This is a genomic window from Cupriavidus neocaledonicus (assembly GCF_000372525.1).
GTDB classification, from domain to species: domain Bacteria; phylum Pseudomonadota; class Gammaproteobacteria; order Burkholderiales; family Burkholderiaceae; genus Cupriavidus; species Cupriavidus neocaledonicus.
Genome location: NZ_AQUR01000099.1, coordinates 113831 through 138575, shown reverse-complemented (window position 1 = coordinate 138575; position 24745 = coordinate 113831). Strand labels below are relative to the sequence as shown.

At 60.4% G+C, this 24745-nt stretch carries 15 protein-coding genes; 7 read left to right on the top strand and 8 right to left on the bottom strand.

Annotated features, from left to right (window positions below; genetic code table 11):
* Positions 1-45 precede the first annotated feature (45 nt).
* From A3AG_RS0117885 to A3AG_RS0117855, 5 genes are all read left to right on the top strand, one after another.
* Positions 46-2829, top strand: coding sequence for a type I restriction endonuclease subunit R (locus A3AG_RS0117885; RefSeq protein WP_018006753.1), 2784 nt, complete (start codon positions 46-48; stop codon positions 2827-2829).
* Positions 2829-4352, top strand: coding sequence for a restriction endonuclease subunit S (locus A3AG_RS33505; RefSeq protein WP_081610750.1), 1524 nt, complete (start codon positions 2829-2831; stop codon positions 4350-4352). Before A3AG_RS0117885 ends, A3AG_RS33505 begins: the two co-directional genes overlap by 1 nt.
* Before the next feature lie 23 nt (positions 4353-4375).
* Positions 4376-5854: a type I restriction-modification system subunit M gene (locus A3AG_RS0117865; protein ID WP_018006749.1), complete on the top strand. Its 1479-nt coding sequence runs from the start codon at positions 4376-4378 to the stop codon at positions 5852-5854.
* Between the two features lie 233 nt (positions 5855-6087).
* Positions 6088-7002 (top strand): restriction endonuclease, encoded by a 915-nt coding sequence (locus A3AG_RS0117860; protein ID WP_018006748.1) that lies wholly within the window; start codon positions 6088-6090, stop codon positions 7000-7002.
* A 91-nt stretch (positions 7003-7093) separates the two neighbouring features.
* Positions 7094-7915, top strand: coding sequence for a hypothetical protein (locus tag A3AG_RS0117855; RefSeq protein ID WP_145987484.1), 822 nt, complete (start codon positions 7094-7096; stop codon positions 7913-7915).
* 186 nt (positions 7916-8101) lie between these two features.
* Here the strand turns inward: A3AG_RS0117855 and A3AG_RS34340 are convergent, their stop codons facing one another.
* Positions 8102-9181: an HNH endonuclease gene (locus A3AG_RS34340; RefSeq protein WP_240619880.1), complete on the bottom strand. Its 1080-nt coding sequence runs from the start codon at positions 9179-9181 to the stop codon at positions 8102-8104.
* A 715-nt stretch (positions 9182-9896) separates the two neighbouring features.
* On the opposite strand from A3AG_RS34340, the gene A3AG_RS0117845 reads away from it, so the two are divergent.
* On the top strand, positions 9897-10226 hold the full coding sequence (locus tag A3AG_RS0117845) for a DUF1484 family protein (protein ID WP_018006744.1): 330 nt from the start codon (positions 9897-9899) through the stop codon (positions 10224-10226).
* A 159-nt stretch (positions 10227-10385) separates the two neighbouring features.
* Here A3AG_RS0117845 and A3AG_RS0117840 read toward each other — a convergent pair whose 3' ends face one another.
* From A3AG_RS0117840 to A3AG_RS0117815, 6 genes are all read right to left on the bottom strand, one after another.
* A complete protein-coding gene (locus tag A3AG_RS0117840) occupies positions 10386-13028 on the bottom strand; it encodes a bifunctional diguanylate cyclase/phosphodiesterase (RefSeq protein ID WP_020384467.1) in 2643 nt (880 codons plus the stop codon).
* 212 nt (positions 13029-13240) lie between these two features.
* Positions 13241-14074, bottom strand: coding sequence for a YdcF family protein (locus A3AG_RS0117835; protein ID WP_018006742.1), 834 nt, complete (start codon positions 14072-14074; stop codon positions 13241-13243).
* A gap of 352 nt (positions 14075-14426) precedes the next feature.
* Positions 14427-16886 carry a T6SS phospholipase effector Tle1-like catalytic domain-containing protein gene (locus A3AG_RS31740; RefSeq protein WP_018006741.1) on the bottom strand — a complete coding sequence of 820 codons (2460 nt, stop codon included), beginning with the start codon at positions 16884-16886 and terminating at the stop codon, positions 14427-14429.
* Between the two features lie 188 nt (positions 16887-17074).
* Positions 17075-17611 carry a DUF3304 domain-containing protein gene (locus A3AG_RS0117825; RefSeq protein WP_240619878.1) on the bottom strand — a complete coding sequence of 179 codons (537 nt, stop codon included), beginning with the start codon at positions 17609-17611 and terminating at the stop codon, positions 17075-17077.
* 329 nt (positions 17612-17940) lie between these two features.
* Entirely contained in the window at positions 17941-18834 is an 894-nt protein-coding gene (locus A3AG_RS0117820) for a DUF4123 domain-containing protein (RefSeq protein WP_018006739.1), read from the bottom strand.
* 20 nt (positions 18835-18854) lie between these two features.
* Positions 18855-21752: a type VI secretion system Vgr family protein gene (locus A3AG_RS0117815; RefSeq protein WP_018006738.1), complete on the bottom strand. Its 2898-nt coding sequence runs from the start codon at positions 21750-21752 to the stop codon at positions 18855-18857.
* Positions 21753-22008: 256 nt separating this feature from the next.
* Between A3AG_RS0117815 and A3AG_RS0117810 the strand changes: the two genes are divergently transcribed.
* Positions 22009-23358, top strand: coding sequence for an XAC2610-related protein (locus A3AG_RS0117810; RefSeq protein WP_018006737.1), 1350 nt, complete (start codon positions 22009-22011; stop codon positions 23356-23358).
* A gap of 22 nt (positions 23359-23380) precedes the next feature.
* On the opposite strand, the gene A3AG_RS0117805 is transcribed toward A3AG_RS0117810, so the two are convergent.
* Positions 23381-24688 (bottom strand): MFS transporter, encoded by a 1308-nt coding sequence (locus A3AG_RS0117805; RefSeq protein WP_026164278.1) that lies wholly within the window; start codon positions 24686-24688, stop codon positions 23381-23383.
* Positions 24689-24745: the final 57 nt, after the last annotated feature.

The window sequence follows — 24745 nt, the reverse complement described above, 5'->3', positions numbered from 1 at the left end:
TATCATTCGCATGACGCCCAACCAAGGCCAGGAGCGACCTCGCGTATGACCGAGAACCAGAACCCAGAACAGAAAGCTCGAGACAATATCGACGCGCTGCTTAAGCAAGCGGGTTGGGTCGTTCAATCAGCGAAGAAGATTGACTTCGGCGCGGGGCTCGGCATCGCTGTCAGGGAATACCAAACCGACGTCGGTCCGGCGGATTATGTTTTATTGGTTGACAAAAAGGCAGTGGGGGTGATTGAGGCAAAGAAGGAAGACCTTGGCCACAAAATCACCGAAGTCGAACAGCAGACTGAAGGTTACGCTGCTGCCAAGCTAAAGTGGGTGAACAACAAGGAGCCCTTGCCCTTTCTCTACGAGAGCACCGGCATCATCACCCGCTTCACCGATGGTCGTGATCCTAAGCCTCGCTCCCGTGAGGTGTTCAACTTCCACCGTCCGGAAACCATCAAGGAATGGTTATTCCAAGGTGCCAGCCTGCGTCGGCGCCTGCAAACCATCCCCGAGCTGAACCCGAACCACCTTCCCGCTCAGGAACTGCATCTGCGCGCCTGCCAGGAAATTGCCATCACAAACCTGGAGAAATCATTCAAGGCAGACCGACCTCGCGCCCTGATCCAGATGGCCACTGGCGCCGGCAAGACCTACACCGCGGTCACCTCCATCTATCGGCTGCTCAAGTACGCCGAAAGCAAGCGCATCCTCTTTCTCGTCGACACCAAAAACCTTGGCGAGCAGGCAGAGCAGGAAATGATGTCTTACGTTCCGCTTGACGATAACCGGAAATTCACTGAACTTTACAACGTCCAGCGGCTTAAATCTTCGTACATCGCCAAAGATAGCCAAGTATGCATCAGCACCATACAGCGCCTGTACTCCATCCTCAAGGGAACTGAGCTCGACGAGACTGCCGAAGAAATCAATCCAGCCGAGCTCGCTCAGCCCAAGGCGCCGATGCCCGTCGTCTATAACGCTAACATCCCTCCGGAGTTCTTCGATTTCATCTTTATCGACGAATGCCACCGCTCGATCTATAACCTCTGGCAACAGGTTATTGACTACTTCGACGCCAGCCTGATCGGTCTTACTGCCACGCCCGATAACCGGACCTACGGCTTCTTCAAGAAGAATGTCATCAGCGATTACAGCCACGAAAAAGCCGTGGCCGATGGCGTCAATGTCGGCAATGAAATCTACGTCATCGAGACGCAGATCACCAAAGCCGGCGGCGAAATCAAAGCACAGCAGCAGGTCGAGCGGCGGGAAAAGCTCACTCGCAAGAAGCGCTGGGAACAGCAGGACGAAGACGAGGCTTACTCCGCCACCCAGCTCGACCGCAATATCGTCAACCCGGACCAGATTCGCACCGTCATCCGCACTTTCCGCGACAAGCTGCCCGAAATATTCCCCGGCCGCGAAGAAGTGCCCAAGACCCTCGTTTTCGCCAAGACCGACAGCCACGCCGACGACATCATCCAGACCGCCCGCGAAGAATTTGGCGAGGGTAATGCCTTCTGCAAAAAGCTTACCTACAAGATTGATGAAGACCCCAAGTCTGTCCTAGCCCAGTTCCGTAACGATTACTACCCGCGCATCGCCGTCACCGTGGACATGATCGCCACCGGAACCGACGTTAAACCGCTCGAATGCCTCCTTTTCATGCGCGATGTCAAAAGCCGTAACTACTTCGAGCAGATGAAGGGGCGCGGCACCCGCACCCTTGACATGGATGATCTGAGGAAGGTCACGCCATCCGCCAAGAGCGCAAAGACCCACTATGTCATCGTCGACGCCATCGGCGTTACCAAGTCGCTCAAGACTGCCAGCCAGCCCCTCATCACCAAGCCCTCGGTCCCACTCAAGGATTTGGCCATGGCCGTCATGATGGGCGCCACCGACGAAGACACGGTTTCGTCCCTCGCCGGCCGTTTGGCCCGCCTCAATAAGCAACTCGACACCGACGAGCAACGGAAAATCCGCGATGCCGCCGGCGGGGTCGAGCTCAGCCAGATCGTCGGCAAGCTGTTCGGCGCTATCGACGCAGACAACGTCGAAGCCAGGGCGTTGGAGCTTGCAGACCTTCCAATAGGCTGCGACCCCGGTGATACCAAGCGCCAGCAAGCGCAAGAGCAATTGATAAATGCCGCCTCTAGTATCCTCAACGGCGAGCTGATCGAACTCATCGACGCTATCCGCCGCGACAAAGAACAAACCATCGACCACGACAACATCGACATTGTTCTGCGTGCCGAATGGGACAAGGACGCGCCGAACAATGCCCAGGCCCTCGCCGATGAGTTTGCCGAATACCTGAAGTCCAACCAGGACAGCATCAGCGCCCTCACGATCTTCTTCAGCCAGCCATACAGAAGGCGCGAACTCAATTTCGATCTGATCCGACAGGTACTCGACAAGATCAGGATTGACAAGCCCAAGCTCGCGCCATTGCGCGTGTGGCAGGCCTACAGTCAGCTGGACGCCTACAAGGGCGACCAGCCGATCAGTGAACTAACGGCGCTCGTGGCGCTCATCCGTCGCGTTTGTGGTATGGATGAAAAGCTATCTACTTTCGACAACACCGTCCGCCGCAACTTTCAGAACTGGGTGATGAAGCACCACTCTGGCAGCAGCGAAAAATTCAACGAGGAACAAATGAACTGGCTGCGTATGATCCGCGACCACGTTGCCAACTCTTTTCACATCGAGCGCGACGATCTGGAAATGGCGCCCTTTGATGGGCAAGGCGGGTTAGGAAAGATGTATCAACTGTTTGGAACTCAGATGGATGCGTTGCTGGATGATCTAAATGGAGTGCTGGTGGCGTGATGATGGCAGAACATTCCACTGAGCTCCCGGATAGCTGGAGATCAACCGAACTCTCAGAGATCGCCGTCATTAACCCAACCATCGATAAAGCTAGCATTCCCAATACGCTGGAAGTTTCTTTTGTCCCGATGCCAGCTGTTGAAGCCGGAACAGGCGTCATTAATGTCTCTCAAACACGTCTGTTTGGGGAGGTAAAGAAAGGCTATACCCCCTTTCAGGAAGGTGATGTCCTTTTTGCAAAAATCACCCCGTGCATGGAAAACGGCAAGATGGCCGTCGTTCCCCAACTTAAAGGCGGGGTTGGATTCGGCTCGACCGAATTTCACGTACTGCGCCCTCACCCGGGTATCAGCAAGAACTATCTTTACTACTATGTTTCGTCCGAGAGCTTTCGCCGCGAAGCGGAACACAATATGTCTGGCGCGGTTGGCCAGCGACGCGTCACAACCCCGTATTTGACCACCCGCAAACTCCCGCTCCCTCCCGAACAAGAGCAAAAACGTATCGTCGCCAAAATCGAAGAGCTGTTTTTTGAGCTGGACAGGGGCATCGAAAGCCTGAAGACCGCCCAGGCACAGCTCAAGGTCTATCGTCAAGTCCTGCTAAAACACGCATTCGAGGGCAAACTTACCGCCCAATGGCGCGTCGACAACGCGGATAAACTCGAAACCGCCGACGACCTGCTGAAGCGCATTAAGCAAGAGCGCACACAGCGCTACCAGCAACAACTTGCCGAGTGGGAAAATGGGGGCGCACAAGGTAGCAAACCCAAAGCCCCGAAAGATTTGTCAGCGATTGCAGCCGATGAGCTGACCGAATTGCCGAAGATACCAACTGGGTGGAAATGGATTCGACCGGAAGAAATTTGTGCTCAGGAACCGTATGCAATAGGCATTGGTCCTTTTGGGAGCAACCTAAAAGTCAGTGATTACAGAGAGAGCGGCGTACCTCTGATCTTTGTAAAGAACATTACCAGATCGGACTTTGCATCCGATCTCAAATTTATCGACGATTCAAAGTATGCGGAGCTGACGCCTCACTCTGTTAAAGCATTGGATTTGCTCATTACAAAAATGGGGGATCCTCCAGGAGATTGTGAAATCTACCCAGAGGGATCGCCTAATGCTGTCTTAACAGCTGATTGTTTGAAATTCAGGCTTTGGAATGAATTTGCAAACAGAAAGCTTTATAAATTCTGTATTAACTCAAATTTGATAAAGCGTCAGCTCGGGCTCATCACAAAGGGGGTCGCTCAAAAGAAGATAAGCGTTGAGCGCTTCAAGACGATTTGCTTACCATTTTTCTGCGTTGAAGAGCAAAACGTGTTGCTTCAAGAACTAGAGGCGAAATTATCCGAGTGTGACCAGCTCGAACAAGCCCTTACCAGCACGCTCCAACAAGCGGCGGCCCTGCGCCAGTCTATCCTAAAAAAGGCGTTTGCCGGGCAGTTGGTCCCGCAAGACCCGAATGACGAGCCCGCTTCGGCTCTGCTCGCGCGCATCAAGGCGGAATACTCCGCTTAACCCCAAGGCAAGAAAGCCCGCAAATGAACGCTACCGCATCCATTGTCTCCAAAGTCTGGAGTTTCTGCACCACCCTCCGCGACGACGGCGTGGGCTATGGCGACTATCTCGAGCAACTCACCTACCTAATCTTTCTCAAGATGGCGGACGAGTACAGCCAGCCGCCCTATAGCCGCAAGGTCGGAATCCCCACCGAATACAACTGGCAGAGCCTCAAGGCCAAGCGAGGCGCCGAACTGGAAGTCCATTACGTGACACTGCTGCGTGAACTGGGCAACAAGCCCGGCATGCTCGGCGCGATCTTCACCAAAGCCCAAAACAAAATTCAAGACCCGGCGAAGTTGTATCGCCTGATCGACATGGTGCATGAGACCCAGTGGGCCACCATGGGTGCCGATGTCAAAGGTGATATATACGAGAGCCTGCTTGAACGCAACGCCGAAGATACCAAGTCCGGTGCCGGCCAATACTTTACGCCCCGCGCGCTCATTCGTGCGATGGTTGAATGTGTCCGCCCAGAACCCAACAAGACGATTGCCGATCCTGCTTGCGGCACCGGCGGCTTCTTCCTCGCCGCTTACGACTTTCTCGTAGCGACGCATCAGATGAATAAGGCGCAGAAGGCCTTCCTTAAGCACGACACCTTCTACGGCAACGAGATCGTCGCGAGCACCCGCCGCCTTGCCTTGATGAACATGTTCCTACATAACATCGGCGAGATCGACGGCGATAGCATGGTCTCCCCCAACGACGCTCTCGTAGCCAGCGCACCAAAGACCTACGACTACGTGCTCGCCAATCCGCCCTTCGGCAAGAAGAGTGCCATGAGTTTCACCAACGAAGAAGGCGAACAGGAAAAGGACGCCCTGACCTATAACCGCCAAGACTTCTGGGCTACTACGTCAAACAAGCAGCTCAACTTCGTCCAGCATATCCGCACCATGCTCAAGACCACCGGGCGTGCTGCCGTGGTGGTGCCTGACAATGTCTTGTTCGAAGGTGGTGCCGGGGAGACCGTTCGAAAAAAGCTGATGGAGAACACGGACCTGCACACCATCCTACGCCTGCCGACTGGCATCTTTTATGCCAATGGCGTTAAGGCAAATGTACTGTTCTTCGACAACCACGCCGCCAGCAAAGACCCATGGACCAAAGAAGTCTGGTTCTACGACTATCGCACCAACATTCATCACACGCTAAAAAAGAAGCCGCTCCGCTTTGAGGACTTGAAAGATTTCATCGCCTGCTACAACACGGACAATCGCTTTGAACGCAAAGAAACGTGGAGCGAGAAGATAAATCCCGAGGGCCGTTGGCGCAAATTCACCCATGAGCAAATCTTGGCTCGCGACAAGACCAGCCTCGATATATTCTGGCTCAAGGACAAAAGCCTTACCGACCTCGACAATCTTCCCGATCCCGACGAACTGGCGACCGAGATCATCGATAATCTCGAGGCCGGGCTGGATAGCTTCCGCGCGATAGCTGCCGCGCTGGCCTAGGACAACTATCGGAAGATGTGACGCCGCGCGCTGAAGCGGATCCGGGCAGAAGAGGCAAACACTACTAGCTCTCCAGAGCGATGTGCAGCATTGGGTGGAAGACTTGGCGGAAACTGAACCACACCACGAGGTGCATGCCGTGCTAGAAACGTCCTGACGCAGCTGGCACGAACCTAAGCATGGTCGTCGGAACTGACCACGGTGACTTAGATAAGAAAAGGAGCATCAGAATAATGGCTGAAATCACTCGTCGCCGAACCGGTGAGTTACTTCGAGAGTTGTTCAAGATTCTTATGGCCGCCCCAGACGGCGTGCGTGCAAGGGAAGCCCTACAGGAGCTATCCGTTCGGGTCAACCTTACGCCTTATGAGGCCGACTCATTCGAGTCGGGTGGCCGGCGGTTTGACAAGATTGTCCGATTTGCGACTGTCGATTGTGTCAAGGCTGGATGGATGGTGAAGGACAAGGGCATCTGGTCCGTTACCGATGAAGGTCGAGCCGCATATGCCGAGCTGATCGACCCAGAAGCATTCTACAAGCGTGCTTGCAAGCTTTATGCGGAATGGAAGGCGGCACAGCCAGATGCCGAACCGAATACTGCTGCCAATACTTCTGCAGCCGTTTCGGTCGAGGAGGCCGAGAATACGGCCAAGGCAGTGAGCGTCACCTTCGAAGAGGCAGAAGAGCAAGCCTGGACTGAGATCTCGCAGTATCTGCGGGCGATGAATCCATACGACTTCCAAGACCTCGTGGCCGATCTGCTGCGCGCTATGTCTTACCACGTTACGTGGGTCTCGCCACCGGGAAAGGACGGCGGTTTGGACATTCTGGCCTGGCCTGACGTCCTTGGTACTCGCCCTCCGCGAATTAAGGTGCAGGTGAAGCGACAGCAGCAATCCGTGAACGTCGATGGATTACGATCCTTTATGGCCCTATTGGGCGAGGATGATGTAGGCCTATTCGTATGCACCGGGGGCTTCACCAAAGATGCAGATGCAGAAGCTCGTACTCAGGAAAAGCGTCGTGTAACACTGATTGGATTGGAGAAACTCTTTGATCTTTGGGAGGAGCATTACGACAAGCTTACGGACAGGGCAAGACGTCGTTTGCCTCTGCGTTCGATCCAATTCCTCGCGCCGGGCGGTTAGATAGGGTCAGCGATTCGCCAGCGCTGCATGCCTATCGCCAGTACGAAGGTACTGGTACTCGATCACCACAAGAGTAACGTCGCGAGACGTTGTGGGTCACCACTATGCCGAGGCGATACCACGCAGTCGTACGCCGGCAGCGAACGCGCTTGAAAAACGCTTTACCAACCAGGGAGGAAAGCAATTGTCACATCAAGACTCAAAGATGCTGGCAAACATCGGAGCAAAGCATATCCACACAGCAGGCTCGGATGCTTTTCACCTGGACACACTTATGGTGGACCTTCTTCACACGAGGCTAGAGGGTTTTGCCGAAAGCCAGGACGAAGTCTCCCGCGTGCGAGCCTTGTCAAAGGCGATCGGTATTGGTGCGCTCGCCCTGGGATGGGCAGGGAATACCGCCACAACTCTGCTCAAGATCCCGATACCCATCTATGTGACGCTGGGCCTACTGTTGGTGGGTGTGGTCGCCACGGTGATTGCGTCCATCTCTAGTGCGAAGAGCACGGTCCGGGAATGGAAAACGATGGAAACGGATGTGCTTCGTGATGTGGGGAAAAATATGGCTCGCTGGTACGAAACCATTCGCAGCGTTCGCCGTGCCTACACCCGCAAGCAGATCAGGTTCGCGGAAGACTATTTTTCCGCGGTTGCGGCCGACGCGCGGTTACGCATGGCAATGTTCGTTGGAGCCCTGGAGAAGGTGGGGCTGATCCCTTTGTTGGGAACCGTTGTCGTGACGATCGCAAAGTCGACAGGTAGCGATCCATACTCGCTATTCCTTTGGTACACAGCCGCAGCTGTGGCGGGCATCTTCTATGTATTCGCCTTGAGGTTCATTGAGATCGCACTCGCGCTAGAGCGGTTCACTGTCATTCTTAGGCATGCTGGGGAAGAAGACGAAAAACTATAGCTGCGAGCCGGCCCGCCAGACGCTCCGCAAGTAGCACCCTGGAGGGCACAATAGGACAAATGGTTGTCGAGCATCGCCAAGATCTGAGAGTTCGCGCATAGCTCAGCGAGGGTTGTCCTTACAAGGTCGCAGCGACAGCACAGGACGATCGCGATGCATAGCGAGAGCTACCGCTCTTGGTCGCTGTCAAGCTTCAGGTTCCTTGGCAGCGATAGCAGAAGTCAGCTCAAGATTCTTTTCATATCCACCAGCGCCGTGATGGATATGGCGATGACAGGCGGGACATATGGCTGCAACATAGCGCGGATGATCAAGTCCCCCATCTGACACACGCGTGGTGTGATGTGGCTCCAGGTAGGCAGTGCCGTCTTTTCGCTTGAACGGCGCAGGCCTCTGGCATGACTCGCAAATGCCTCCAGCCCGCAGCAGCACATAGTCCTTTACGCGCTTGCTACGCCGATAGAGCTTTCGTAGTGCAGCCTTGCCAACTTCGTTGCCAAAATCGTTAATGGCCTCAATGGCGCGCTTGCGAGCCCCTTCCAAGGTGGTAGGTGCTGAATCATCCGTCGCCTCATCTTCGGGAAACGTAATGCTCTCCTCATCCAGCAGCGCGACTGGAACCAGTTGGAATTCGATGACGTTTCTCTGCGCCCCTTCCCTGTCTGTGCCACGGCGAATCGTGTGACCGCCGTAGGCATGCTCGCCCAGATATTCCTGTCCCTTGCCTTTCCCTAGCGCCTTGAAGAGGTGCAGCGCCTGCCCGTTGGCGGCGTGCTCTCGGATGGCAAGGTTACCGCGTTTGAACTCCATATCGCCCACTTGCCCTTCCCCTGTGTACGAGAAAATGCCGAGCTCGTCCCGACCGTCAAAATAACCATACTGCTGGCCGCTTTCGCCGGTGAAGATGAAGATGGCTCGTACTTTGTTGGATGGGGCTATGCCGCTTTGACGGCTGCCGCCAAAACGATCGTGAATTTCCATTTGCCGGTCATAGACGCGCCCTAGTGCGAACCTTGGAGGTTCGGACCCGCTGAAGGGTGAGCTTCCATTATGGAGTCGGACAATGCTGAAGCCCAGGTTATGAAGGTAAGCGTTTGTTTGCTCGCCGCCGCTAAAGCGTGAAACGGGCACGCCTGTCGCCATCGATAGAATTTGCTTAGGCGGATAGCGCTTTCCTTGATCGGAGATCGCGTAAAGCTGCGACCTCTTGGTTTCCCAATCTTCCCATTTCTGCGTACCACGCAGCACCCGATCAAACTCGTCCAACGCCGACCTGATAGTCGCTTGCGTGACATGTGGAATGCGCAATTTTTCCCCCGCGACTGCGATGTCTACCGATGACTGCAATCAGAAATTTCTGATATTTTGGTCATTATGTAGCGCACGGCGCCTGCAAGCAAATGGCTTGAGGGGCTTCTCGAATTGGAGGAGGCGGGGGCATGTCTGCTGGGCGACTGAACGGCCCAGGAGCTTTTTAGTGCTTGGCTAGTAGTGGAGTTCGCGGACTACCTCTATGCCGCAGGTTAGGGAAACACTGATCGGGACGGCTTACCGGGTGTGGGGCGACGCCGGCGAGTCGTGACATCAAATCCAGCCCATCCGATGCTCCACGTAAGGGACCCTGCAGTTGGGTTCGTTCCGGCACAGCATGTGCAGGCATGTAATTGGGCTTTGCCAATTGCAGCCGGAAGGGAGCTTTGAGAATTGCCGCATTGGTCCGGAAGCACCGTCGGCGGAAACTGGTCGCGTCACCAACACAATGGTCGACCAGGTTTGACAGCCTGAATCCATGCAAGCCGGACGAGCCACGAGGCGGTATCCTCTCGTCTTTCGCCTATGCACACCCTTACGGGTGAGCCGTGGCGGGGGAGCCCCCGGGGCTCGCCGGTCCTTGCATCCGGTCTGTCAACCCTGCTTCGTGCTCGCCCACCCGATTGACAGCGGACGGCGAGCCTCTTTCACCGATGCAAGGAGGTTCGTTATGCAACCCACCACCCCAGCTCCCCAAGAGCCCACCCTCGCTCAAAAACAAGCCCAACTGGCCGAAAACCTGGCCAAAGTCGACCGCGCCCAGTTCCGCCGCCGCGCCAAGGCTGCCCCACCGCAACCCAGCAAAGCCGTCACCCTCGAGGACCACATCCTCGAAGTCAGCGACGACCTTCTGCGCGTCAGCGCCGGCTTCCAGTCCGTCCTGACCCTGCTGGACCTGCAGGCCGGCGATATCCCTGACAGCATCGGCCTGCACGCTCTGATTACGCCGCTCAAGCGGCAAATCGACCGGTGCGCGGATCGCCTGCAGGCGCTTGCTTGACGAGGGACAGGCCTGCGCAATGCAGGCCTGACAGTAAAACGGCGCGAGCTGGTCTCGCGCCGTTCTGGTTGTGGCCCGGAGTTCGTGCTGCAAGTTGATGTTTCGGTGTCCAGTCAAGCTCAAGCCCCGACCACCGAAACCTACTGAAAAACGCCCCCCTCAAGTCACCGCACTCACAAACGCCTCAAACGCCCTAGCCTCCACCGGCGGACAAAAGAAGTGCCCTTGCCCGTAATCGCATCCAGCCGCCACCAGAATGTCCCGCTGCGACTCCGTCTCCACCCCCTCCGCAATCACCCGAATGCGCAGCGCATGCGCCATGCTGATAATGGCGTGGCACAACGCCACGTCGTCCGGCCCCCGCGTCAGCGAGCGGATGAAGGACTGGTCGATCTTGATGTAGTCGATGTCCAGGCGCCGCAGGTACGACAAGGACGAGTAGCCGGTGCCGAAGTCGTCGAGCGCGATCTCGATGCCGGCCGCCTGGAAGCGGGAGAGCTGGTCCATGACATCGGCGTTCTGCTCCATCAGCGAGCCTTCGGTGATCTCGATGACGAGGCTGCCCACCGGCACGTTCCTGCGCTCGATCATGCTGGACCAGGACTCGGGCCCGCTCGCAGGCGCGCTGAACTCCACGGGTGATTTGTTGACCGAGATCTGGAAGTCCTTGCCCAGCAGCACCTGCCAGCGTGCAAGCTGGTCCAGCGCTTCGGTCAGCACCCAGCGGCCGATGTCGATGATGAGGCCGGATTCCTCCGCAACGGCAATGAAATCGGCCGGACGGATCGGCCCGCGCACCGGATGGTCCCAGCGGATCAGGGCCTCGGCCTTGCAGACCTTGCCCGTGCGCAGGTCGACAATGGGCTGGTAGTGCAGCGCGAACTGCCCGGACGCCAGCGCCGTGCGCAGGTCCTGCGTGATGCGCAGGCGCTCCCGCTCCACCTGCAGCAGCGCCTGCGAGAAGACCTTCCAGCGATTGCGGCCCTCGGCCTTGGCGGCAAACATCGCCTGGTCGGCGCACACCAGCAGGGCCTCGGCGTTGTCGGCGTCCCTGGGCCAGGTGGCCACGCCGATGCTGGCCGACACCACCACCAGCTCGTCGGCCAGGCGGTAAGGCGCGGCAATGCGCTCCAGGATCGCCTGGGCAATGTCCCCGGCAACGCCGGCATCGCCCACCGCGGGCAGGATCACGGTGAACTCGTCGCCGGCCAGCCGCGCCACGGTATCCCGCGCGCGCACCGATGCCGCGATGCGCCGCGCCGCCTCCAGCAGCAACCGGTCGCCCTGGTCGTGGCCGAGGGTATCGTTGACCTCCTTGAATCGATCCAGGTCGATGAACAGCAGCGTCACCGCATCGTGCGTGCCGCGCGAACGCTCGATCTCCTGCTCCAGCCGGTCGAAGAACAGGCGGCGGTTGGGCAGGTCCGTCAGCGCATCGAAATTCGCCTGGTGCCGGATGACTTCCTCCGCCTGGCGCTTCTCGGTCATGTCATGGATCAGCGCAACGCGGCGGCGCTCGCCATACGCGTGGGCCAGGTAGGTATCCACGGTCAGGTAGGCGGGAAACTCGCTGCCGTCCTTGCGGCGGATGAAGAGTTCGCCGCTCCAACTGCCCTTGTTTGCCACGGTGGCCCGCAGGCGCTCGACCAGCCCCGCCGCATTGCCTGCCCCGCTGACGCTATAGCCGGGGCGTCCCCTGATCTCCCCGGCGGTATAGCCGGTGGCGGCGGCAAAGGCCGGATTCACGTCGATGACGATGCCATCGAGCGACGTCACCATCATGGCCTCGCTGCTGGACGAATAGACCAGCGAAGCCAGCCGCATTTCCTCCATATGGCGCTGTCGCTCCGCCATGGAGCGGCGCAGGCTGTAGTACAGCAGGGCAAGCAGCAGCGTGGAAGCCATGGCACCGGCCAGGGCCACGCGGCGATAGACGTCGTAGGGCGCCAGCACCAGGCTGACCGCCTCGCCCACCACGAAATTGAGCCCGAACTCCGGCAAACGGTAATAGCCGAAGACCCTCTCCACGCCTTCGGAGCCCGACACCGCCCGATAGCTACCAGAGTTGGGCGACCCGCTGGCGAGGTACGGCCGGTTGCTGACCGCCCTGGCCAGCGTGCCCTCCATGGCCGGCACGCGCGCAAGGACCATGCCGGACGTCTTGATGACCGACGCCACTTCGCCCTGGCGGTCAGTGAAGGTCTGCGCAAAGCTGGCGAACTGCTCCGGACTGACCGAGACCACGATGACCCCGTCGAAGCTGCCCGCGCGCAGGATGGGGCGCGTGAACTGGATCGACCATTTGCCCGAGACCTTGCCCTTCACCGGGTCGCTGATAAACAGCATGTCGCGCCCGCCCGCGTTCTGATGGACCCGGAAATGCTCGCGCCCGCTCAGGTCGACCTTCTGGCCGGACGTGGGCCCGGCGATGGACGAGTAGATGAGCAGGCCATGCTTGTCGATCACCGACACCTGGAACGACAGGTCCACCACCAGGTTCTGCCGCTCACGCACCATTTCGATGAACCCCGGCTGGCCGGCCAGCCAGCTGGCCCGCAGGTCCAGCAGGAACTCGGACAGCCGCAGGATGCTGGATTTCGAGTACGCGCCGAACGCCTGGGCCTGGGTCTGGGTACGCTTGGCGGCGTCGTGCAGCAAGCGGTCCCGCTCGCTCACGAGCTGGAACGCCGCGAACGCCCATGTTGCAATCAGCCACGCCGCCGCCGCCAGGTTCAACGGGGAAAAGACCGCGCGCAGGCGCTGCAGCGCCTTGTCATAGCGGGTGGTCGGGCGTTCTGGCATCAAATGGGTATCGCAGTGCAGCGAAGTGGATTGACATCCATAGCAGGCTAGTCGAGGTCAGCGAACCCGACAAGCGGCACGCTCTCTAGTCCCGTGCTCCCCGCGTGCAGCCCGGGTTGACATGAGGCGAAAGCGTCACGTCGTGACCATGCTCCGTTCGCGAACGCGACAGGGATGGGATGTGCGGCAGGACAGGACGCACGCGAAAGCCCTCAATATTCCCTCAACACCCATCCGCTGATCGCTGCGAAGTACTCGCGCAGCCAGGCGTTATATCGAAGGTAGATCGGCGTTCCAGCCCCGACTCCGGCGACTTTGCCGAAGCCAGCCTTCCCGGCAATCTGCACCGCCCGCCGTACATGGAAGTCGCTGGTCACCACCACAATGGGGTCGGTGGCATCGACGCCTTGCTGCTCCAGCAGTCGCCGGCTGAACACCAGGTTTTCCTCGGTACTGGTACTGCGTCCTTCGCGAATCACCCTGTCCGCCGCTATCCCACGCGCAACGAGGTAGTCAGCCATGATGTCCGCCTCGACACACTGCAGCCCAAAGTCCTGACCGCCACTCACAACGACCTTGGCGTCCGGCCACCTTCGCGCCTGCGCCAGCCCCTGATCAAGTCGCGCGATCAACGTTGGCGACGCCTTGCAGTTAGGGGTGCCAGAGCCAAGAATGACGAGCGCCTTTACCGCTGTCCCTGCCGGCACGGAGGCGTCCATGCCGCTGCGGATGCCGTAAAAGAACAGCCCGACAGTGACCAGCCACGCAGCAAACGCTATCCATCCAGCATGCCAGAGCCAGTGACGGCGCCGATCAGCCTTCCGCCATCGCGCCACGCCTTCCCAGCACAATGCAAGCAGCAGGAACGCGATGCCAATGCACGCCGGCAACGTGATGCCGAAGTTGAACAACCCCATTCCCATCAGTGCGACGGCATCGCCGAGCAGCACGGCGCCAACCAGCGCCAGGGCAAGGCGTATCCATCGGGTGCTTCGTTTCACTGAGGGGTTCTCCGGATAGTTGGTTGCCAGGTTATCCAACGGCATATTTCAGCTGATTGACCGATACCAAACTCAGGATAACTGTCGAGCAACTTGATGACGGTGCGCTTTGCGCGATAGGTGTCGCGCTCTTCCAGCTCTCTGGCAAACTTGGCGCGCTCGCCCTGCATTGCCCGCAGGCACGATTTCAAATGCCTCGTCATAGCGCATTATGCTTGTGCCGCTTTTGGTGGCGACCCGCAGCAGCTGGTGATAGATGGCAATCGCGTCATGGGGATGTGTTCTGGAACTCCCGAGCACGGCGCCGGCCACTTTCAGGCCAATGCGCCATGGGGAGCGCCTCGCCTTCGTCATCTCCCGGGCTGAGGTTGGCGCGGGATTCTTATCGAGGGTACCGTTACGACGCATGATGATGCGCGGGGTGGGAAGAGTCCGAATGACACGTTGCCCAAGCCAGCGCGGCACCTAGGTTGGCCCGCTCCTCCATGAACGCCGTAATCGCAGCCATTTCTTCCTCTATCGCTTGCGTCAGGCGAAACTGTCCTGCCAAGTCGTTGTAGAGATCCTGCGATATCGACCCGTAACGAGCCGAACTGCTCAGCGTCTGGCTAAGCGCTTCGGATCGGGAGCGTGCCTGCTTGAGCTGCGGTTCCAGTTCTTTCATCCGCCTTTTCAATGCGCTGGCGTCCAGTCCGGCGAGTTGGGGGAAATTGGCGCGGTAGTCCATGTACTTGTCGTTATAGACCGTCCGCCACCGTAGATAGCCCCACATCGGCCAGAACTCACGGCCGCTGGGCTGCTGCGGTAGCTGGCTGGTGTAGGCCGGATCCTTCAGCGCTGCGTCGACCGACTGCCCCTTGGCTTGGCGTTGCCGCTTGAGGCGGGCGTGTGTCTCCAGCATCGCCTGTTCTTTGGCGCTCAATGGCGGTGGCGGCAATACGCCGACCTTGCCCGTCATCGGGCCGATCATTACGGGGCCAGATCCCTTGCGATCGGCTTTTGCAGCGACCGCATCGAGCTTGTCCTGTTGCTTGCGGTACCAGACGTCATCGTCGTCGCCCAGTGGCTTGAACCAGGCGCGGGAGTCATGCAGATGGCGGGAGAAGAAGACATCGATGGCAGGTGAGACATCCTTGTTCTCCCACGCTTGCCTGACGTCCTTCCAGCTATCGAACTTGATGCGGATCGCTCTCTTGGCCTGAGAGGACACGGTGACGCCCTGCACGGCTCCCGCTGGCGGAACCCACGCGATCGGCCCTCCGGGCGCTTCCGGGACCGCCGCACGTACGGCGGGGCTTGTGACTTGGCCGGCGATGGCGGAGATGACTGAAGCCACGGCCGAGGCGAAGGCCTCCGCAATCTCTTTCGCGCCTGTTATCAGCCAGTCGGCGTAATGGCCGCTGAGCCAGTCCGGCACGGGGTTCTCGTAGTGGACGTAGCGCTGGACCCATTTCAGCTCCTCGGCCAGCTCGGCATCAGCCTGAATCAGGTCCGTGCGATCGTTCGTGGGGGCGCGTTTGACGCTGGGCATGGCTGCCACTTTGCCAAGCTGGAGATGCCGCCAGCGTAGGAAGTAGCCGTAGTGGTGTCGGATCAGCTCCGGCGTGGTCTCTGGCCTGGAGGCGGAGGTGGCGGTGGCGTCGCGATAGGCGTTAAAGGCAGTGATGAGATCCGCGTCGACTTGAAACTGCTTTCTCTGTTCGGCCGGAGCGGAATCCGGGCTCATGAGCGGAACGCCGGCAATGACCGCCTCGCGGTACATATGTGCCAGCGGAATCTGCGACAGCTTGGTGCTGTCGTCGGGCGTTCCGTCTGCGCGGCAGCCACGGCCCTGTTCGCCCGGCTCATATCCACCGCCGAGATCGGAGTGCACACCTGGGTAGACGAATTCCTCCACATTGCTGCCGTGCGCGCTGTCGAGAGGAAAAGAGCCGCGCACTTCATGGCTGGATACCAGATGCACGCAGCGCTTGACCAGGTCCGGCCCGGGAATGCGCAGCCAGCGCTTCTGCGCCCAGGCGCCATGACCGGTGACCATGGTTTCCATCATGCTCTGCGCGATGCCGGCCGAGGCCACGGTATCGAACAGTCCCAGGAAAGCAATCTGGACGGGAATGCCGCACAGGCTGAGCTTTTCGCCGTTGGCATCGCAGGCATCGCGCAGCCAGTTGCAGAACACCCGCGCCTGCGCGGCGCCTCGCGAGAAACCGAAGACATGCAGGTGGAGTTGCTTGATGATCGGCTTGCGGTCTCTGGGCAGGTTGCCTAGAGCCTTGGCCAGCGCTGCCTTGCGCTCGTTGAGTACGCGACGCCGGCCCTGGGTATTGACCTCGCGCCAGTTAGTGCGAGCCACGGCAGTCAGCGATGCTAGTGTGCCAACGCGTGCGCGCAGGTCGCGGTCGAATTCGCCTTTGGCGCGGTATTTGCCGTTTAGTTGGCTTTCGATGGTGGCGGTGCTGCCGAGATTCGCAATCTGGATTTCTGGGGCGATTATGTCGGCGCTCATTTGCTTGACCAGGTCGCGATCTCTGCTTCGTTCCGTGAGATTTCGGCCGTAATAGTGTGCGTGGAGATGGTTGTGCAGCTGCAATAGAGACCAATTGATACGGCCCTCTCCACCCCACCCGGCTGCTGCGCCGGCAACGGCTTGAATACCGATGCCCAGATCGCCAATGTCCTTATAGAAGGGCGTGCCGACGCCTGCGACATAGCTGCGGAAGCGATGTTGCCGTAGCTCGGTGGGCCTGCGCCTGGTATCAAAGAGATCGAAGAGGCGAGCAATGTTGCTATGAGCCTCATGAGGCCGGTCGTTCTCCGCATTGTTACGCGTGCCGTCGAAGAAGAGGCCAAAGTGCAACTCGTCTTCGCATGGAGTCGCCACCCTCAAGCAGACATCTGACCTCGTAAGCCTTCGCCCCATTTCTGACTGAGAGAGCTCGAACGGTTCGTTAGGGCAACGTGGGGCAGAGCTAGTGATGGTCATGCTGTAGCAACGTAGATTTGGAACGCGGCGAGCCCAAGTCTCGGTCCCGCAAGGACGATTCTCTATCTATGCTGAAGCTTCTGCTGTTTTTGCAACGACCGGTACTCTTCGCGGAATTCAGGCGCATAACAGGTTTCTTTTTCCGCAGACGGCTTCCGCTTCAGACAGGCATCTGTTGGATCTTCCAGCTGGTATGGGTCGCCTTCCCAGCCTGGAAGCCAGCGAGTCAAATACAGCTTGACCTCGTGATTGGGGAAGAACGCGACGTAAAAGAATGAGGCATCCTCGGGTGGATACTTCTCGACAGGGACCTGTTTGACGTAAAGCGCCTTCCTGTCTTTTTTGTAGAGTTCGTCATCACTCCATTTGATCGTAACCTTGAAGGCGGGATCCCATTTTTTTGGTACGGCAATGCTGCCTGTCCAACTGGTTCCCCCGTTGTGTGGCACCATCGATCCAGCCCATTGCCCATTCACATAAACTACGCCGATCGGCACGTCGGTGTAGTTGATCACGCCGATCTGGCCGCCGAGCGAGTCTTCGTCCACGACGGCGTGCTTCGGCGCTTCAGCTTTGCTGCACGAGGCAAGGCCGAACATCGCTGCGGCTAGGAATACAAGGAATAGGGATCTAAGCATTCTTGTGAGCATCATTGTTGTCTGAACGGCTTAGGTTAGGGCGCTGCGGCGCACAGTCGGCGATGATCATGGGGCTGCGATCTAGAGGAATTGACGGCCTGAGGCCACAAACCATTTAAAAATGGGCTGATTGCCCTCGCCACCAGGCTTGCTCGGGGCGTTCAGGGAATCACGCAATTCGGGGTGATCGCATAGCTGTCGCTCCTTCGGAGGCCGTCGCTTCAAGCAGTGCGCCAACACCGTCGCAACAGCAACGATAGCCGCAGCACCTGTCTTTTTTTCCAACGCCATCACAGCACACCTCCATCGCCTAGCGCCGATAGCAAGTATTCCCGCCACGCCGAGCCCGATTGGCGCGATCCAGCCAGCCATTGCAGAAACTCCGGCCCCTCCAGACTTGCCTCCCCCTTCGCCATAGCATAAAGCGCAAGCAGAGCGATATCCGGCGCTGCTTCGGCCTGATGCATCCTCGCCACCTCACAGCACCGCGCCACGAGGCGATACGCTTCTGCCTTCCCAATATCGGGCAGGAGCGCCTCCCGGTACATCAAGTCGAGCACAGCATCTGGCATGGCCGCATCGAGCATTCGGTCCAGCTCTTCCTGGGACAGCATCAGTGGCTCGTCGCGGTATGCCTCAAGTTCCGCCCTTGGCTCGGTGAGCGCCAGCACGTCGAGCCCACCTTGGCGATTTACAAGGTGCCACTGCGCAAGAGGCGCAGTCAGTCGATTCCATCCTTCCAGGCTCAAGACCACAGGCAGCGCCGACAATACGCGCGTATCGGCAAAGCGCAGCAGATAGGGCGTGTCGTCGCCTGCAATTACCGGCTGCAGGCAGGGCTGCCACAGCTTAACCAGGCGCTCTGCGGATTGCCATGAAGCCACGAAGCTCAGCATCGGCCGCCCCTGGCAATGCGTACCCAGGGCTGCCAGCAAGGCGCGCCGCTCGACACTGGCCATGCCGTCAAGCGGCAACAGGTAAGGCGAGGCCGGCACGAGTTCGCACAGTGCGCCGGTATCGCCGTACAGCGGATAGCGATGGACCGGTGCCGCGAAGGGCTTGCCCTCATGGTCAAAAACACCATCGATCAGCGCCGACCAGTGGACGCCGGGCGCACCGTCGATGCGTCGTAGCAGCCCATCCAGCCATATCCCGGGATCGCGCGACTCGACTGCGTAATACATAAGAGCTCCGGCAATGGCTTCTACACGGCTGCGAGGTGCGTGCCGGCTGCAGCCGCTTTGAGCAGGCAGTCGAGGCACGCCTTCTGCGGGAATACCGGCAACGGATAGGGCGTATCCACCGGCCCCTCGAACTTGCGCTGCGCGGCCTTGTAGGTGATCGGCCCCGGGCACTCGACGGTGATATTGCCGCCCTCCAGCGTGATCGAGGCACCGCCAGCCGTGGCCAGGCGAATGCGTTTCGCCGACGCAAAATCGACGTTCATATTGGCGGAAACGATCACCAGGTCTTCGCGGGCCGCGAGCTTCAGCAGGTCGTGCTGCGCCTGGAGGTCGATATCGTCCTGCCCGGCGGTCATTTGCAGGCCGACGTTGCCTTCGCCGGCGGCAGAGAGTCCGGCTGCAATGCCGATGGCTTGCCCGGCATGCACGCGCGCCTGGCCTGCCACGACTACGTTGTGGTCCTGTCCGCTGAGCAGTGCCGCGCTTTCGCCGTTGGCAAGTTGCAGGTCCTGGCCCGCCACCATTGCAATTCCGGCGCGGCCGCTCAGGTGGACCATGGGTTCGGCCTGGTGCGGGACCTTGCCGGAGGTCGTGGCGGTGTTGCCGGCGGCGGCATCGGCCAGTGCAGCCTCGAAGTGCTTGCCGTCGACCATGCCGGCGGCCGCCCGGACCTGTACCGGCAGCGGCGCCTGGTCGTCGGCAGCGACGCTAAGCGGTGGCACCTGGTGTACGGCCGCCGCTTCGCCCAGGGTGCGTGCGAGGTTGCTGCCCTGTCGCAACAGTGCGATGCCGGCCGCGTTGTCCCCGGTCGGCAGGGCCCGGCCGGTGATGGCATCGCGGTAGGTGGTCAGCAGCAGTCCTGCCCGTCCGCGCACGGCGGCGTAGCCATCGGTGCGCAACTCGAAGCCCTGTCCGCGGAAGCTGCCGCGACGGTTGTCCTGCTGGTGCACCACGTGGCCGAGGTTCAGCTGTGTCGCCGCTTGCGTGGTGGCCAGCTGCGCCCGCAGTTGCGCATCGCTGTCGTCCAGCATCAGTTCGTTATGGCCTGTGCCGCCGTGCTCCTGGCTCTTGAAGCCGGTCATTGCTGCGGCGTTGCGGTGCCCTCGCGCGTCAGGGTTCATGCCGTGCCAGGGCGGGCTGTTGCCCTGGGCGAGGTTGCCCTGCGCGCTGCCGTGGGTGTCGCTGCCCTGCGCATACAGGCTCTGGGCGTCATAGGGTTGCGAGAACGCCGTGCCGCTCAATGTCCGACCGCTTGGTGTCGGCGCGATGCCCGCTTCGCCCTGACCGTTGTACACCGCTGCCAGCACAAAGGGCTGGTCGATATCGTCGTCGGTGAACTTGACCAGCACCTCCTGGCCGATGCGCGGTAGCCACTGCCAGCCCATGCCGGCGCCAGCCTGGCGCTGCGCCACGCGGATCCAGCGGCTGCTGCGGTCGTCGGCGCGTTCGCCGAGCTGCCAGTGGAACCGCACCCGCACATGCCCCCTTGGGCTGACGTGGTGCTCGGCGTTGCCGTCGGCAAGCGTCTGTCCATCCGGCCCCACGACGATGGCGGTGTGCACGCCCAGTGGTACCGGGCGGCTGTACAAGCGCGGGCAGTCCGCACCGAGGACTGATGCGCGCCACGGCCGGCGCGCGTCGAAGGCGCGGAACAGCGCGCCATAGCCGTGTTCGCGGGCCACGGCAAGCAACTGTGGCGGCGCAGCGTCGCGTGCCGGCATGGGCGGCGGTGCCAGCAAGCCCAGGATCTCGCCCGTCGATTCTGGTGCGTCCGGGGCGTTGTCCAGGGTCAGCGCGGCTTCGGGTGCGCCCAGAAGCTTCGAGAGCTCGGCATGTGTGTTGTGCCCCAGGTTGTTGAAGCCGCAGTGCTCGACGGCGTCGAGCAGCAAGGGATAGCCGCCGGCAGGGTTTTCCAGCGGCGGCAAGTGAGGGCAGCCGATGACGGCGAGACGGGTGCCGGCGCGCAAGCTGCGCACGGTGGCGGCACCGGTGAACAGCAGCGCGCGCGCTTCGATTGCCTCCATCACTTGCTCGGCAACCCGTTGTGCGGCCTCGGCGTCCGGCGCCAGCGACGGGCTCACTGACAGGTAGGCATCGGGCATGCCTTGCATTGCGCCGAAGCGTGCCGGGGCGTGGCCGCGCACGGTGCTTTTGGCCTCGGCATCCCACGCCGTGACGGCAACGCCGGGGATTGCAGAACGCGTTTCGCAGGTCAGCTGCTGGATGGCGTCGGTAGCCTGCTGGCTATGAGCGCGGTGGTAGCGGATACCGTCGGCTGCCGCGGATTCAGGGTCTTCGTCCAAGTTTGCACTGTGGGCAAAGATCAGCACCGTGTGGCGATGCGGCGCTTGCTGGTCTTCCACGACGGTGTATCCAAGGCCCGCCTCGGCCATCAGCCGCGACAGGAAGTGATAGTCAGTCTCGCGGAACTGCGCGATATGCGGCCATTTGCGGTCCGCGCCGATCCGCGCCAAAGCACCGGGCGCATAGCGCCAGCTTGCATAGGGCGCGTAGGGGCGCAGCACCTCGTCGATGATGCTGTGAAGCGTGCGTTGCTGGAACACCTGGCTGTGGCGCTGCTGGGTGGTCAGCCACAGCCACGGCACCACGGTCAGCCGGTAACGCGCGAGGCCGCCATCGGCACCCAGCTTCTCCGCCTGGCGTACAAGCCCGGTGCGCGCCGCCTGGCCGCCGCCGGCCAGGGTGGTCAACAACGTCAAGCGCTGGCCGAGAAACGCATCCAGTGACAGCGAAGGATTGGCGCTGACCGCAACGATGCGCCATTCAAAGAGTGAGGATATCGCTTCGCGGCCGATCCACGCCTCGATTGCCAGCGCCTCGAGCGGGCCGGTGCCGTCGAGCGAATAGAGGCGGCGAACCGGCGAAAACAGGTTCTTAAACAGGGCTGCGGCGTCCATAGCACTTGGATGAAACCCATTGCCGGGAAAGGAACGCCATTAGTTCCACAAAGCGATAAGGAGATCATTTATCCAGATCAAGATCGGGCTTGTTATTTTTGCGCTGTTACTTTCTCCGTCTGGGATGAGGCATGTGGCCTCAGAAAAACCTTACTTCGCTGCTGAATCTGTGCAGACAGCGTTGCGGCCGGATGGGGGCGCCGATATAACGTCGGCTCCGATGTGGGAAACGCATTCACTTTCCGAGCCTTCGCCCATGAAGACATTGATTCTCGCGCTGCTGATGCTCGGCGCGGCTCTTGGCGGTCACGCTTATGGTGCCGCGTTGACGCCTGGCATCTACCGCGTTGACGCCGGTTCCTACCTGACCGCCGCGCAACGCGCGCAAGCGGCGCCGGGAGAACGCATCGAAGAGCGATTCGAGCATGCTTTGCCGGCGGCGGCCGGTGTCACGCATGCGGCGGTGTCGCGCGAAGCGAGATACGGGGAAGCGGAGCGCAACAGAGTGCTGTTCGTGACGGCGGACGGCTACCAGGCCGAAGCTGACGAGGGCAATCGGTTTTGCGTGGCCTATGCGCTTCCAGGCCGCAACGATTATTCGGTCTCTGATCCGTTCTGCGCTGGCGAGGAAGCACTGGCCGATCGGACACTAGCAAGCTTTATCCTGCGGCGGCCGCCGCGGCGACGGGACCTGGACGGCATTCTTATTCCGCCGGAACGTATACCCACTCAGGATGACAGGATCGGCTGCCTGCTCGGCGTGTGTGACTCTGCCGCCAATGGCAAATCGGTCCACCGCGTGGAGGTCACTTACCGTGCCGACCGCTTTACGCTGGAAAAAGTACGTCCTTATCAGGACATTCTCTTTCTGGAAAACACCGTACCGGTTTTTTCGTCGCGTGAGCGGACTGAGAGCCGCTCTGAACTGAAGGCCGGAACGTTTGTCGCAGTGCTGGACCGTCAGTCGGAATGGTTCGAGGTAGATTACTTCGAACATGGCACTGCTCGCCATGGGTGGATCGACCGCGACGATTTTGTTCCTGTGCAGTGGCTGGCGCAGCGTGCCACGACGCGTGACTTCCGCTTTCGCGTGGGCCTAGTGCCCGGCGACAGTCACACGGATGGACCACGGCCGGTTGCCATTGAAGTGTTGTCGCGCCACAGCGGCGACCGCCTGCAGGTACTGCGCGATTTCGAATCGGATGGCGCCTATGTGCTGGCGGAGGAAGCGATCGATGTGGTAGACGCCAACTTCGACGGCCATCCGGATATTGCGATACACGGCATGTCCGGCGGCGCCGGCCCGAACAGTACGACGAACGTGTTCCTGTACGACCCGGTACGGCACCGGTTCAGTTTCTCCCAGGAACTGTCAGAGCTTCCGCAGCTGTGGATCGACCCAAAGACGCGGACCGTTCACAGCGCGCAGCGGGGCAGCTGTTGCAGCCACTATTCCGAGGTTTATCGTTACGTGCGTGGCAAGCTGACGCTTGTCTCCAGCAAGGATGAGTACGCGAATGGCGAGTGGGTCAGTATCACGACAGGTCGCCTACGCAACGGGAAGATGTACTACCGCGAAACACGTAGGCGATCTCCAGGCGATTGAGCAAGCTCCCCGGCACCTCCCGTCATCGCTCCTGCCCCTGCCGCAACGCAGGCGCCACCGCACACGCCACCAACAGCAGCGCCGCCATGATGATCAGTCCATTACGCGTGCTCCCGGTCGCCTGTTCGATCAGCCCCATCACCGACGGCCCGATGAATCCCCCAATCAGCCCACAGGTATTGATCAGCGCCAGCCCGCCGGCCAGGGCCACACCCTTCAGCCGCGACGACGGAAACAGGAACACGATCGACTGCACCACGAAGAACATCATCGCGGTCAGCGAGAAGCCCGCCAGCGCGATCACCGGGCCGGCGAAGGCGGCGATCAGCAGGCCGCCAGCCATCACGGCCAGGCCCAGGCACAGCAGTCGGCGGCCGCGGCCCGGGGTGTTGGCATGGCGGGGCAGCCAGGCGGCGCCGATGGCGGCAGCGATCCAAGGCAGGGAATTGAGCAGGCCGATCTCCACGGACGTCAGCTTGCCATAGGTGCCGATGATGCCCGGCAGGAAGAAGATCACCGTGTAGATCGAGATCTGGTGGCAGAAGTAGATGAAGATCGCCAGCCACACCTGCGGATCACGCATGGCGCCAAGGAAGGAGTGTCCGGCCTTGCCGGTGCTGGCATCGGCAGCTTCGGCGGCAAGTCGGCTGCGCACGGCCTGGGCCTGTGCCGGAGTCAACCATGGCGCGCTGTCCGGTCCGTCGGGCAGCTTCTTCCAGACCACGGCGGCCAGGAACACGGCGGGCAGGCCCTCGAGCACGAACATCCATTGCCAGCCCTTGAAGCCCCAAATGCCGTCCATCGCCAGCAGTGCGCCGCCCAGCGGGCCGCTGACGATGTTGGCGATGCAGACACCGAGCAGGAAGTAGCCCACCGCCCGCGCGCGATCTTCGCGGCCGAACCAGTAGGTCAGGTAGAGCATCACGCCGGGGAACAGTCCCGCCTCGGCCGCGCCCAGCAGCACGCGCATGATGTAGAAGGACGTCTCGCCCTGGACAAAGGCCATCGCCGCCGACAGCAGGCCCCATGTCACCATGATCCGGGTGATCCAGAAGCGGGCGCCGACCCGGTGCATGATCAGGTTGCTCGGGATTTCCAGGAAGGCATAGCTGAGGAAGAACAGGCCGGCGCCCAGCCCGTAGGCCGCGGCCGAGATGTTCAGGTCGACCGCGATGTGCGTCTTGGCCAACGCGATATTGGTGCGGTCCAGGAAGCTGATCACGTATGACAGCACCAGCAAGGGCATGAGCTTGCGGAACAGTAGCGCGGTCAGCGGGCGGTCGGTGGGCGCGTCCAGCGGCGGTGCGCCCGAGGCGGGTACGGTCTGCATGTGCGTGGTCTCCATCGGCGGATACGGCGCCGCGCCCGTGGCGCGGGCTTGCCGTTC

Excerpts from the sequence above, each read along its gene's own strand:
- A3AG_RS0117820 (WP_018006739.1), bottom strand. The coding sequence starts at position 18,834 with ATGTATTACGCAGTCGAGTCGCGCGATCCCGGGATATGGCTGGATGGG.
- A3AG_RS0117805 (WP_026164278.1), bottom strand. The coding sequence starts at position 24,688 with ATGCAGACCGTACCCGCCTCGGGCGCACCGCCGCTGGACGCGCCCACC.
- A3AG_RS0117860 (WP_018006748.1), top strand. The coding sequence starts at position 6,088 with ATGGCTGAAATCACTCGTCGCCGAACCGGTGAGTTACTTCGAGAGTTG.
- A3AG_RS0117840 (WP_020384467.1), bottom strand. The coding sequence starts at position 13,028 with ATGCCAGAACGCCCGACCACCCGCTATGACAAGGCGCTGCAGCGCCTG.
- A3AG_RS0117815 (WP_018006738.1), bottom strand. The coding sequence starts at position 21,752 with ATGGACGCCGCAGCCCTGTTTAAGAACCTGTTTTCGCCGGTTCGCCGC.
- A3AG_RS0117885 (WP_018006753.1), top strand. The coding sequence starts at position 46 with ATGACCGAGAACCAGAACCCAGAACAGAAAGCTCGAGACAATATCGAC.
- A3AG_RS0117835 (WP_018006742.1), bottom strand. The coding sequence starts at position 14,074 with ATGCCGTTGGATAACCTGGCAACCAACTATCCGGAGAACCCCTCAGTG.
- A3AG_RS0117865 (WP_018006749.1), top strand. The coding sequence starts at position 4,376 with ATGAACGCTACCGCATCCATTGTCTCCAAAGTCTGGAGTTTCTGCACC.
- A3AG_RS0117810 (WP_018006737.1), top strand. The coding sequence starts at position 22,009 with ATGAAGACATTGATTCTCGCGCTGCTGATGCTCGGCGCGGCTCTTGGC.
- A3AG_RS0117845 (WP_018006744.1), top strand. The coding sequence starts at position 9,897 with ATGCAACCCACCACCCCAGCTCCCCAAGAGCCCACCCTCGCTCAAAAA.
- A3AG_RS0117825 (WP_240619878.1), bottom strand. The coding sequence starts at position 17,611 with ATGTTCGGCCTTGCCTCGTGCAGCAAAGCTGAAGCGCCGAAGCACGCC.
- A3AG_RS33505 (WP_081610750.1), top strand. The coding sequence starts at position 2,829 with ATGATGGCAGAACATTCCACTGAGCTCCCGGATAGCTGGAGATCAACC.